The organism is Streptomyces sp. ISL-98, from assembly GCF_018614055.1.
Taxonomy (GTDB): domain Bacteria; phylum Actinomycetota; class Actinomycetes; order Streptomycetales; family Streptomycetaceae; genus Streptomyces; species Streptomyces spiramyceticus.
This window is the reverse complement of sequence record NZ_JAGGPB010000033.1, coordinates 1-12,856: the sequence shown is the minus strand read 5'-3', so window position 1 is coordinate 12,856 and position 12,856 is coordinate 1. Positions and strand designations below refer to the sequence as shown.

General features: G+C 67.7%; 6 protein-coding genes and 1 pseudogene. 4 read left to right on the top strand and 3 right to left on the bottom strand.

The genetic code is table 11. The features are described from left to right. Positions 1 to 170: 170 nt before the first annotated feature. Complete coding sequence (locus tag J7I98_RS21990; protein ID WP_214923095.1) at positions 171 to 2,276, top strand: tetratricopeptide repeat protein; 2,106 nt, start codon at positions 171 to 173, stop codon at positions 2,274 to 2,276. Here the strand turns inward: J7I98_RS21990 and J7I98_RS41200 are convergent. Next, positions 2,215 to 3,744 (bottom strand): tyrosine-type recombinase/integrase, encoded by a 1,530-nt coding sequence (locus J7I98_RS41200; protein WP_251020997.1) that lies wholly within the window; start codon positions 3,742 to 3,744, stop codon positions 2,215 to 2,217. The two genes, J7I98_RS21990 and J7I98_RS41200, sit on opposite strands and share 62 nt — an antisense overlap. A gap of 1,137 nt (positions 3,745 to 4,881) precedes the next feature. After that, a complete protein-coding gene (locus tag J7I98_RS21980) occupies positions 4,882 to 6,033 on the bottom strand; it encodes a tyrosine-type recombinase/integrase (RefSeq protein ID WP_308377885.1) in 1,152 nt (383 codons plus the stop codon). 279 nt (positions 6,034 to 6,312) lie between these two features. Here J7I98_RS21980 and J7I98_RS21975 point away from each other — a divergent pair, with 279 nt between their 5' ends. The 3 genes and pseudogenes from J7I98_RS21975 to J7I98_RS21965 form a co-directional block, all read left to right on the top strand. After that, on the top strand, positions 6,313 to 7,152 hold the full coding sequence (locus J7I98_RS21975; protein WP_214923093.1) for a hypothetical protein: 840 nt from the start codon (positions 6,313 to 6,315) through the stop codon (positions 7,150 to 7,152). Continuing rightward, a complete protein-coding gene (locus J7I98_RS42295; RefSeq protein WP_214923091.1) occupies positions 7,149 to 10,460 on the top strand; it encodes a hypothetical protein in 3,312 nt (1,103 codons plus the stop codon). The genes J7I98_RS21975 and J7I98_RS42295 overlap by 4 nt, the downstream gene beginning before the upstream one ends. Positions 10,461 to 10,547: 87 nt before the next feature. Beyond that, positions 10,548 to 11,822 (top strand): annotated as a pseudogene (locus tag J7I98_RS21965) (Helicase associated domain protein); the annotation flags it as partial. Positions 11,823 to 12,200: 378 nt separating this feature from the next. Here the strand turns inward: J7I98_RS21965 and J7I98_RS21960 are convergent. Continuing rightward, positions 12,201 to 12,856 (bottom strand): pentapeptide repeat-containing protein (locus tag J7I98_RS21960; protein ID WP_214923085.1); only part of this gene is annotated, 656 nt, incomplete at its 5' end.

Here is a 12,856-nt window from a genome sequence, read left to right as displayed (position 1 = left end):
ACACTGGCATTCGCCGTCGTCATGGCGGCAGCGGAGCGGCTCGTGTTCAGCAGAGTGGGGACGCAATCGCCCGCGGGCAGGGGAGCAGTGCCGGCACTGGCATCGACTACACCGGCTAGGGCTGCCGTGGCCGTAGATGGAAGGCGCGAGGGCCGATGAGGTGGCCTTGGGTGGAGCGTTCGTCCCGTGCCCGGGACAGCGTGGGCGGAACTGTGCCGGCCGTCAGCATCAGCGAGAGCGGTGATGCCTTCGCTGCGTGTGGTGGCGACGCACTGAGCGGTTACCGGGGCCCGGGGCCGCAGGCTTCGCCGGGCGCCGGGGCGGCCGTGCGGGTGGAGCGGTCGGGCGACGCGGTCGCCTCGGGCGCCCATGCGGTGGCTATCAGCGGCCATGTCAGCCAGGTGACGGTCTCCGCTCCCCCACCACGAAAGCCGGTGCACTGGCCGATCAGGTTGGGATCAGTACCGGTGCTTGCTTCCGCGTTCCAGGACCGGTCTGCGGTGCGTGACCGGGTCGACCGCGCCGGGGCCGACCATGCCACGGTGGTGCTGACTCAGGTGCTGTCCGGCGGCGGGGGTGTGGGCAAGACCCAACTCGCCGCCGCCTATGCCCACCAGGCCCTGGCGGACGGTGTCGACCTGGTGGTGTGGGTCGATGCCAGTGACACCGAACAGGTCATCGCCCGCTACGCCCACGCCGCGCATTACGTGGAAGCCGCTGCGGATCATCTTCTGGGCAGGAGTGCCGAGTCCGACGCCGGGCTGTTCCTTCAGTGGCTGGCGACCACCCGGCGCTCATGGCTGGTGGTTCTCGACGACCTCACCGACCCCGAAGCAATGCAGGCGTGGTGGCCGCCGTCCTCCGTTTTCGGATGCGGCCGTGTTCTGGCGACGACCCGCCGTCACGAAGCGGTCCTGTCCGGCGGTGGCCGGGCCGTGGTGGACATCGACGCCTACAGCGCAGATGAGGCCGAGACCTATCTGCGGGAGCGGCTCAGCTCGGCGCATGCGGCCCATCTCCTGGACGCGCAGGCCGCGGTGCTGGCCGATACACTCGGCTACCTGCCGCTGGCGCTGTCGCACGCGGCCGCCTACATGGTCAACGAGGATGTTCCGTGCGCGGAATATCTGCGCCGCTTCAACGACAGTGCCGCACGACTGGACGACCTGATGCCGCGCGAAGCGGACACCGAGGGGTACGGCCGACAGGTGGCCGCAGCTCTCCTGCTCTCGTTGGATGTCGCGCAGGCAAGCAAGCCCGTCGGCCTGGCCGTTCCGGTTATGCGTCTGGCCGCAGTCCTGGACCCGGCCGGGCACCCCCGTTCCCTGTGGGCCAGTGACGCCGTCACCCGCTACCTCAGCACCCACCGCACCGCACCCCCGGACGGGGCTCCCACGGCAATCGGTCCCGCCCAGGCCCATGCAGCACTCCGACTCCTGCACCGCTACGGCCTGCTCACCGATCACGCGCAGGCCGGCTCCCGGGCGGTGCGGCTGCACGCCCTCACCGCACGCGCCGTGCGCGAGTGCACCCCCGATGCCGCAGTGCCGGAGGTGGTGAAGACCGCTGCTGGCGCCCTGACGGAACTGTGCGACCAGGTCCCGTGGTTCGACCATGAGACGACGGCCGCGCTACTCACCAACATCGACAGCCTGGACGGCTGCGCAGGGGATCTGCTGTGGCAGGTCGATGGCCACTACCTCCTGCGCTGGGCCGGGCGCAGTATGGCTCGGGGTGCGGCAGTCCCCTACTGGCAGCGGCTCATCGGCACCAGTGAACGGCTGTTGGGCCGGGCTCATCCCTTGACGCTCCTTGCTCGCCGTGATCTCGCCCTGGTCTGCATCTGCGACCACCGTCACAAGGAAGCCTTCGCCGTACTGCAGGAGGACTTCCCCTACCAAGACAACAGGCTGGATCTGGACGGTCCGAGGCCCTACGCAGCTGCGGAGCCCATCGATGTTGTTGCACTACTCAAGGACACCGTCGCCGTTCGGCAACGGCTGTTGGGCTGTGCACACCCGGCGACACTCGCAGGCCAGGTCAACCTCGCGCGCAGGTACTGGTCCCAGGGCGACACAGCGGCGGCCATCAGTACGCTGGAGCGTTCTCTCGCGGGCTACCAGGCGACTTTCGGCCCCCGCCATCCAGACACCCTCTCCGTGGCCAACCGGCTGCACACCTGGAGAGACCAGCGCCAGAGGCGCTGGTGGAGGCTCACGCGCAGCCCGTCCGCGCTGGCCGAGTCGGCGGAGACGGGCGACGACGTGACGCGCTGACGCGGCATGGCCGGCATCGCGGTGGACGAGGCGAGGCGCGGGCCGAGATCACAGCCGGGTGGGGCTCTTGCGCGGCGGGTGGCACACCGGGCAGCGTTTGCCGGTCCCGCCGCGGCGGAACCGCTGGTCGAGCACGGCTTCCCATCGTCCCGGACAGCCGCTTGAACTTGGTGCGCTCGTAGCCGGCGCGGTCCTCGGCGCGGACCCGAGAGGTGAGCAGGAGGTCGCGTACGGGTGCGGTGACGGTTTCACGGGGTGTGCTGGCAAAGGCGGTGATCTGGTCGGTGAGGGCGGTGGTGACGAACGCGGCGGCGTCCATGGCCTGGGCGGTCTCGCGGTCGGCGCGCAGTTCGTTGATGTGCTGCTCGATCGCGGGGAGGTAGGAGGGGTCGGGGCGGTAGAAGCCGCAGCCGGCGCATTGGAAGCGGATCGGGCAGGAGGCTCCCCCGGCTTTGACGTTGCTGGGCTCGGTGCATCCTCCGTAGGGGACGGCGACCGAGCGCAGTTCGTAGCCGCTGGTGGAGCTGGCGGCGGGCTGGCCGAGGCGGTCGACGACGTGGGTGCTGAGGGTGGTGACGGCCGCGCGTTTACGTTTGAGGGAGACCTGGTAGTAGCGCTGCGTCATGGCGATGGAGCGGTGATCCATCAGCTCCCGCAGGACGTCCACGGGGGTTCCGGCGTCGGCATGGCGCTGGGCGTAGGAGTGGCGGAAGGCGTAGGGGTAGATCAGGGCCCGGTCGAAGGGCAGGAAGTTGCCGTGGGCGTCGACTCCTTCGGCGTACAGGGCAGGCAGGGAGTCGACCCAGACGCGCAGGGTCTCGCTGATGTAGTTGGCGTTGAGGTGGCCGGCGCTGCTGTAGGCGCTGAGGGCAGGGAAGAGGTAGGCGTCGTCGGCGGCGGGCAGCTGGAGATGGGGGCGGCGGGCTTGCCAGGTGCGGACAGCCTGGGCGGTGGATTCGGTGATGGGCAGGCGCCGGCGGTGGCGGTGCCGTTTGTGGTTGTTCCAGATCAATGAGATCTGGCCCTGGGCGGTCTCCAGGCAGTGGTGGGGCAGGGCGGCGATCTCCAGGGGGCGGCGGCCGGTGTCGCGGAGCAGGATGTAGACGGTCTGGTAGAGCAGTTGCCGGTCGGCGGGTGGGAGGTCGCGGCGGCCTTGGACCTCTCCCAGGCCGAGGGTGTCCAGGTGGGTGTCGAGCTGGCGGATGACTGTTTCGGGGACGGCCTTGCCGATGCCGTCTTCGTCGGTTTCCTCGATGGGGATACGGTGCTCGACCGGGTGGCGAGTGAAGGCTCCCGCGAGGGTGTTCAGCTGTCCGGAGCGGCGGCCGTAGTCGATCAGCTGGAAGAAACAGCCGACGAGCGTGCGGCGCTGTGAGGAGCGATAGAGGGTCCCGTCGCGCCGCAGGGCGACGCGGAAGGCGTCGACGATCGCGGAGGCATCGGTAAAAGTGCAGCGCCGCTGGGTCAAGGCCCTGTCCTGGTCGCTGGGCCAGAGTCCGGGAGGCGATGGTGACGGCCCGCAGAGTGTTGGAGAAGACCTCGGTGCGTGGCGTGCTGGTGGTGACCCAATGGCGTATCAGGTCGCGTAGCCAGGGCTGGTGAATGGGGCGCAGGTCTGCAGTGCCGGGCATGCGGCGGGGCGCGCCCCCCGCGGTGGTACGCAGGCCGATGGTCCGCAGGTCCAGGACGTCCGGTTCGGCGAGGGGCCTGCCGGTGAATTCCTCGAATGCGCTGCGGAGGCCGGTGCGCAGCCGCTGCAGTGTTCTAACGGCGCCGGCGTGTGGGCTGGCCAGGCGGTCCGGCCCGGTGTCTTCCGCCAGGAGGGTGCTGGCGTCGGCCAGGTCGCGTACGAGATTGCGGATGCGGTGCGGTTCCAGGGCGCGGATCCAGAGGTCGGTCTGCTGCAGGCCGTAGAGCATCTCGTGGCGCAGCAGGCCGGGCAGGGGCTGGAGGCTGAACTGGTGCGTGGCCAGATAAGGGGACTGCTGCGCGGCCCATTGCTGTGCGTCGAGGGGGTGTTGGCGGTTGTCCTTGCTCCATTGCCGGGCGTGGTAGTTGCACAGGCCCCGGGAGTTGTAGGACGGGCTGGGGCAGGCGGGGACCTGGCAGGGAAGGTCGTCGGTGCAGGGTTGGGCGCGGTCGCGCAGCCAGGCTTCCTCGGTGCCCTTCACAGCGTGGTATTTCCAGGCGTTGTAGTGGGTGACGCACATGCCCTTGCAGTGGCGGGGGCGGACGCATTGCACGCCGTCGCGGGTGATGGAGCACCGGATGGTGACCATGCCGGGAAAGCTGCGTTGGCGGACCGGATGGTAGGCCGCGGCGAAGGTGTCCGGCTCCTGGCCTGATGCTCTCAGCTGCTCGCCGCAGGGGGAGCAGAAGATTTTCTTGGTGACGACGACGCTGTCGCAGGCCCGCGTCCGGCAGGTGGAGGAGGAAGTGCGGGGGTTGGCCAGGTCACCGGTGAACAGCCAGCGCCGGCGGTCCCACTCCCCCGGCCGCCAGCTGCCGTCGAGGCGGTCCTCGAGCCAGGCGAGCCAGGCCCGGCTGTCCCAGTCGGCCCGGCCCGGTGCGGCGGCGGAAGGTGCGGGCAGGCGCAGGATCCGGCTCATCGGTGGTCCCGCAGGGCTTGGACGCGCTCGACGGCCTGGCGGGTCTCGGCATCGGTGACGTGCCGGTAGCGCTCCATCGACAGCGGGGACAGGTGGCCCAGCAGACGCTGCACGACGTCACGGTCCACACCGCCGCGCAGCCAGGCCGTAGCTGCGGAGTGGCGCAGCATGTGAGGGCGGAAGGGGTGGTCGGCGGCGCGCGCCAGGCGGTCGAAGAGATCCTTGGCATTGGGGTAGGACATCGGCCGGCCCACCGGCAGGCGGAACAGGTTGACGAAGACCATCTCGCCGTCGGCCGCGGGGCCTGCGGTGTCGCGTTCGTACTGGTAGTCGGTGTAGAGCGCGACCAGACCGGCGGTGACCGGCACGGTGCGCGGGCGGCGGGACTTGGCCAGCGCGCCGTTGGGATTGTCCGTGCGGCGGCGGACGTGGAGATGGGGCCCCGCAGTGCCGCAGCCCAGCACCCGGGAGGAGGACAGCAGGTGCAGATCCTCGCGGCGCAGCCCCAAAGCCTCCCCGATCCGCAGACCCGTACACGCCAGCAGTGTGATGAGGAACCGGTCCCTCGCCCGGCCCGCCGAATCGATCACGGCGGCGATCTGTTCATGGCTCAGCTCCTCAAAGCCCGGATCGGTCAGCGCGAACCGGAAGGAGGCCGCCTCGACGGTACGGAACTGCCCCCTCTCGCCCGGGTCGTAGCCCGGCGGCAGATGGAACAACTGCTTCGGTTCCGACAGCACCGCCACCGTCTCAGGGGTGACCCAGCCGTGTACGGAGCCGAACCTGAGGAAACCGCTCACCACGGTCATCACCGCGTTCGCCGTCCCCGGCGAGCGAAACCGCGGCTCAAGCGACGGCCGCTGGCCCCGCGCCGGGAGAGGCTCGGCCACCAACCACCGCTGCAGACCCCCGAGCTCCACAAACCGCGGAGCAGTCCAGTCGATGCGCTGGTCCTGGCAGTAGGACAGATAAAGGGCCACCCGACCCGCGTAGGCACGCTCGGTGTTCACCGAACAGCCCCGGGACCGCAGCGAGGCCAGGTAGGCGGTCGCCTGCGGGTGCAGGGCGTAGGTGCCGGCATCGACCACCACCCACCGCACCCCACCACCAGCAGATACCGACCGGAAAGCGAGGAAGTGATGAGACACGTGCCGAACGTAACTCGCGCCCAGAGCACCGATACCGGGCTTCCCCGAACACCTCTCCGCCGCAGGTCGGAGCGCATACCCTACGTCCCCCACACCCTGAGCAACCCCAGATAAACACAGACCCCGTGGTCGACGCCCTCGCGCCAGTCAGGTACGCGTCGGCGCGGCCAATGCATGTCGGCGTGCGCCAGGGGCCACCGGCGGCCACGCTCCCCGCTGCTGCTCAGCGCCCGGCAGTATGTGGTGTCGCGTCATAATGTTGGCGGCACAGGGGGGCATATGGATCCGTCGTTTTCCAAGCAGTTCGACGTACAGGCAGTCCTGGAGGGCGGGAAGCATCCCATCCAGTTCGGGACGAACGTGCTGGCTGGTCTCATCGAGGGGATTGACGAGTTCCGGCGGGATCTCGAACAGCAGCGGCGGCCGCGAAGCCTGGGGCCGGCGATGCTCGGGGCATTTTTGTGGGTGGACGATGCCGAGCTGCTCCAGCGCATCGCCGAGTTCCCGTCCGCGTGCGTGGTGGTGAGTAAGCAGCCGCGGGGCAAGTACCACGCAGAGCGGTTGCGGAAGGTCGCCGAGGCTGTGAAAGATGCGGCTGGCTTCCCAGCCTGGGCCTTCTCCGAGCTGGAGGAGCTGCGTTTCCACCAGGACGGCAAAGCTCCAGTGCTGGGCCCTGGCTCACCGCAGGAACGCATCCGGCTGCCGGCACTGCGCGCCCTGGGCTACCGCAAGGCCGGAAACCATCTCGTCCCGATTCTCCACACCAAGATGCTGCTGCTGGGTGAGCTGTGGTGGCACGATGAGGACGCTCTGGGAGGCGTGGCAGATGTCACCGGCTTCACGCCGCACCGGCTGTGGCTGGGCAGCGCCAACGGCACGGAGAGCTCCCGCCGCAGCCTGGAGTTCGGACTGTGGCTGGATGATCCCGGCCTCCTGAAGGCCGCGCGACGGTTCCTGATCGAGGTGCTGGCCCAATCCCAGGAGCTCGACCCGGACAGTGACGGCCTCGAGCCCGACCTGGTGGTGCCGGACTACGACGACGAAGCCATGTGGGAGGCGATGGCCGCACTCGCCGACTATGACGCCGACGAGGACAACGGCAGCCAAAACGACGCATGAGCAGCGCAGGCCAGGGCGGCGGGGAGCAGGCTAGGGAACTGCCGGGGCAGCCGCCCTTGACGGTCACGGCGCCTTTGCTGCTTCGTACGCATGAGCTGTCTTGGGAGGCTCTGGAGCATCTCGTGGTGGCGTTGGCGGTCCAGGCCGACCATGCTCTGGAGTCCCGACCTTTCGGGCGGGGCGGCCAGGCCCAGGATGGGGTCGACGTGGTCGCCTTCTTCGCCTCCCAGCCACCTGCGGTGTATCAGGCCAAGAGGTACGAGAAGTTCACCGCTGCCGATCTTCGCAAGGCAGTGGTTGCATATGCCGATGGAAGCCGACCCTTCGATGCTCACCGTCTGGTGATCGTCACCACGGCGGATGTTCGCGACACAAAGATCGACCTGGAGCTGACGCGGCTACGCGAACAGCACCAGGATCTGGTTGTTGATCTGTGGGGCCGACAGCAGTTGTCCGACATGCTGTTTGTGTTGCCGGACCTGGTACGACGGTTCTTCGGCGAGGACACGATGCGAGTGTTCTGCCGTCCCATGCTCGACCGGGAGATGCAGGCCGACATCAGCGACGCGTCCAAGGGGCAGGCGCTGGAGGACTACCTAGCCCACCTCGGTTCGTACCTGAGCGAGGGGTTACATGGTCTGGTTGCGCTGACGCTGCAAGAGCAAGACGGGGCAGAAGGTGTGCTGTCAACGGAGTTGGCAGCCTGGCTGCGGCCCGGACGTCACGTCCAGGTGGTCGGCAGCTCGGGAACGGGCAAGAGCCATACCCTGGCTCACGCCGCCCTGGGGTTGGCGCAGGTCGGCTGGCTGCCCATCCTGCTGCGAGCGGGCGTATACGAAGGACGGGTGGAGGACAGCCTCGACGAGAGCGTGGCCCCGTTCACCTCGCAATCCGCGGACTGCCTGGTGCGGACCGCTCGGTTGGAGGGGCTTCCGGTCGTCTTGCTCGTGGATGCGATCAACGAATGTCCCAGCCGGTTCCAGGATCGGCTGATGCTGCAGCTCAGTTCGTGGTGTCGTCGCGCCGAGGCCACTTTGGTGTCCACCAGCCACGAGTTCGTCACCGTGCCCGCAGTGATCGGCGGTGCACAGCTGAGGACGGTCGATCCAACCTCACAGCAGCGCGCGGCGCTATTGCGGTGCTACGGGGTGGGTCCTCAACAGGAAGAGGTCGTCGAGGAAGAGTGCAAAGCGTTCGGGACCGCCTTCGAGTTGTCGATGGCAGCGCAACTGACACGGCGTCTGCCGACAGGCGCGGGACGCGCTGCCCTCTTGGACGCCTACCTGGGTGAACAGCTGCAGCGGGCGTCGCAGCCGACGGCTCTGCGGCAGGTGCTGCACCGCTGGGCGATGCTGATGGACGAGCGGCTGGCGGGATGGTTGCCGCTGGCAGAAGCCCAGCGCAGCGCTGCCCAGGTGCTGGTTGCGCTCGGTGGCGCGGTGGGCGTGGTGGACGAGGCGTTGAGATCGCCTGTGGTGCAGGTTCGCCATCGGCGGGTCGAGTTCCGGCATGAGTGGTACGCCCATCTGCTCGCCGCCGAAGCCCTGATGTGGTCCCGTGAGAGCGCTATGGAGCTGGCCGGTGAGCTGCGGCGACCGCATCGCCGCGAGCTGGCAGTCTGGGCCGTTGCGCTGCTCAGCGACCCGGACGAAGTACGCAGCCTGCTGCAGGAACTGCCCGACACAGAGGTGCTCATCGAAGCGCTGTGCGGGCGATTGGGACCTGTGGCCGACGGCGTCGCATTGACAGAGGCCCAGCGCTGCCTGGAAGAGGCGGTCGAGGCAATGGCCACCAGCAGGGTCGAATGCACTTCCGACTTCAGATACGCCATTGAGCCGAGCCGCTGCTGGAGCGAGTACGAGCAGGCGATGTTCACGGCCCTCGGCACCACCGCCCGCGACGGGCGGCTGTTGGGGCCACTGGCCCGGCTCATGCGCGAGAATGACCAGTCCTTCCGACGCGGCACGGGATGGAGCCCAACGCACTCTCGCGTAGCTGGGCTGATTGCTGAGGCTTTGAACGGGCCCATCGCGTCGAAGGGTGGTACACGGCTGCCTGCGGCGGTGATCACGCATGCGCTCCGGCTGGCGTGGCCGAGGCGAGGGCACAACCGGCATCAGCTGGCAGAAGCAGCCGATCTCCAGAGATGGGCCGCTTCGCTGGAGGCCGACGACATCGGGCTGGCCATGCTGCTGTGTCTCCTCCTGCGCTGGACGGACGACAGCGAAGTAGCTGCACTGGCGCCGACGCTGTTCAGCCACGCGTGGGCCACCGAGGCCAGCCAACTGCGATTCGCAGGCCTCGACCTGCTCACCTCCATCCGCACCACCGTGGATGAGGTCACCGAGACCCGAGTCATCGAGCTGCTGAACGACGTGCACACGGACAGCGTGTGGGTTTCCACAATGCTCGTCGACGCCTTACACGTCTACGGTCAGCTCACTTCGCCCTACGCCGTTGACGACATCACCGCGGAGATCTCTTCTGTCCTTACCAGTCCCAAGCAGCCCGACGCCCATTCCCTCGCTCAAAGAATCGTGGAGAGCCAGTTCGAGGAAGCGATCTCTGCGCCGTTTATCGTGGCAATCGATGCTCTTGAGCCGGCCGCACGCCGCGCGCTGCTTATCCTCGCAGTGCGGGAAGGGGACGCCAGCCTGTTCACAGACGTTGTCCTCAAGGAGCTCATACGCGCGAAGGACCCGGCCGCGCTGCCGGCTTTCCGCTACTGGGCGTCACATATGAACGTGCTCGATCCATTCCGCCAGAATGCGATCAGTTGCCACTTGCTCGGCATCGAAGGCTGCGCCGCACACCTGGAGATCCCTCCCCCGATTCTGGGCAGCCACGAAGGCGCCGACGCAGAAGCATGGCGCTGCTACGGGCAGATCTTGTTCTGGCTTCACCGCCAGAACCTCAACTCAGATGACCGATACGCACGCTGCATGCCGCTGTGGGAGCAGCTCACCACCTCTCTCCTGGACGCCGCCGTTGACCCGCTCCAGCAGTTTCAGTCTGTTGCCATGTTCGCCCAAGACATCCGTACGAGCGCGCTCGGCCTCATCGTCGATTCCTTCCCCGGCCACATCCGCACCGTTCTGCACCATGGCCTGAGCGCCCCGGAGCACCTCACCTCGCTCTTCCCGCACCCCCAGCCCGACGACCGCGCCGCCACCGTGCTGCGCCTACTCGCTCGCGCAGGAGATCATTCCTCCCTCCAACTGCTCGCCCTCTACCGCGACCACCCTGGCCTCGGCGGTACAGCCGCAGACACCATTCGACGTCTCAACAACCGCACCGCTGAAAGCTAAATTGCGCAGCATCGACAATGCAGAGCCACTACCGCCTGCTGAGGCAAGCAGAGCAAAGGTCCCTCGCACTCCCCCCACCTATAGATAATGGACATCCGGGCCGTGGACAGTGTTGCCCTTCTGGACCCGAAGGGGGCACCGCACGACATCGTCCAGGCCATCGGGCGCGCCCTGCGGCAAAAGCCCGGACAAGGGAAATTGGCCTCACTGATCGTTCCCGTATTCCTCCAGCCCGGAGAACAGCCGGAAGACATGTTCACTTCCGGATCGTATCGGCCTCTGGTGAAGGTACTCGAAGGACTTCGGGCTCATGATGAAGAGGCCGTGGAATTGCTCGCCATTCCACAGGAACCGCAGACGAGCGTCGTGGACCCGTCTATGAATATCGGTACTGCACCGGAAGAAGACGAAGAGGAATCCCGTCTTCTGCTGCGTTTCGCCGCTCCACGTGATCCAGTGATGGTCGCGAACTGGGTCTCCTTCAACGTGATCGACACAGAGCGGCAGGACTGGGCGCGCGGCTGGGCGAAGCTCAAGCAGTTCACCGAACGTGAGGGCCACGCTCGCGTGCCCTACGGACACCGAGAGGGAGCAACACCCCTGGGACAGTGGGTGGCAGAACAGCGACGGGCCTACGGGGCCGGGGAGATGAGCGGCCAGCGTGCGCAGCGGCTGGAGAAACTCGGCATGGTCTGGTCGATGGCCGACGAGCGGTTCCAGGAGAACCTGGAGGCCGCGAAGGCGTACTACGAGGAACACTGGAGCCTTTGCGCTCCGAGGTCGGCAGTGGCCTTGTCCAGGCCCGTAGGGCAGTGGCTCAGCAATTTGCGCCGTCCGGGTGCGCTGGACGGCCACCCCGAGTGGAAGGCCGCGCTGGAGGCCGTAGACGCACACTGGAACCCGGCATGGCCGGCTGACTGGCAACGCCACTACGCTGCCGTACGGGAGATGCTTGCGGAGGAGAGCGTGCTCGCCTACGTCGAACCCGGGGTGACGGTGCACGGGATGGACGTCGGCCGGTGGCTGGAGCGGCAGCGTCAGCACGCTGTCTGGCAGGGGCTGATGGACGGGCAGCGCGAGCGCCTGGAGCAGCTCGGTGTCGTGCCGCTGCCGCCGGAACAGGAAGCGCCCGCGAAGCCGCCCAAGGCTGCCTCTGGGGCCTTCGAACGGGGCGTGGCAGCCCTGACGCAGTACAAGGCGCGTACGGGCTCTGTGACCGTCCCCAGGGCCCACGTAGAACGGCTCGATGACGGGAGCGAGGTGAAGCTCGGGGTGTTCCTGTCGAACAGCAAGAGCCGACGCGCCAAGCTCACCGCCGACAAGCTCGCCGCGCTCGCCGAACTCGGACTCGACTGGGCATGAGCGGTGGCCGGTGACCGGGACAGCAGCCGGCCGTTGAACCCGGCGTCAAGTGAAGTGCACAGAAGTCCCGGACCCTGTCATGGCTCCGGGACTTCGCGCTCCCGGTGTCAGGCCCGTTCGGCCCCGGAATCCCAGCTCGTACACCAAGGGCCAACTAACCGGTCGGCTAGCTGGGCCCGAATCGGACGGAAACCGGCGACAACCGTGCTCCGACCTGTGGAAATGGTCCCAAGACCGTCCGGGGATTCCCGGGCCGTCCTGGCACAGGCAGCGCCGATGGCGGGGCTCCCCCTTGGGGCAGGTGCAGTGAAGCCGCGCTCCCGAGTGGAGGACCTGGCCTAGGAGGGTTTCCCAACCCTCTGCCGCTTTTTGGCGTCACTATGCCGAACCAGATGGCGGTGCGAAAGGGCCCCAGTTCTGTGGGGTGCCTCTTACGAGCTCGAAGGAGACCTCACCGCTACTGGACTCCGCGCCCTTGAAGGAGACCTCACCGCTACTGAACTCCGCGCCCTCGAAGGAGACCTCACCGCTACTGAACTTCGCGCCGAGGAAGGGGACCTGGCCGCCGCTGAACTCCGCGCCGATGAAGGAGACCATGCCGCTGCTGAACTCCGCGCCGATGAAGGAGACCTGGCCGCCGTTGAACTCCGCGCCGATGAAGGGGACCTGGCCGCCGCTGAACTCCGCGCCGTCGAAGGAAACCTCGCCGCCGCTGAACTCCGCGCCGATGAAGGAAACCTCGCCGCCGCTGAACTTCGCGCCGATGAAGGAGACCCGGCCGCCGCTGAACGTTGCGCCGTCAAAGGAGACCCGGCCGCCGCTGAACTTTGCGCCGTCAAAGGAGACCGTGCCTTGGAAACGGCTTTGTGAGAGGTCCCCGCCGTCGAAAATGGCGCGGGTGAAGTCGAAGTGGCACGCGGACCAGGAGGTGGGTGCTTGGGGCCGGAGGTGGTCGCGGATGACTCGGATGATCGTGTGGCGGACCTCGCGTTCGCCTTCCTTGTATGCACCGCTAGTGTCTCGTGATTTTGTTG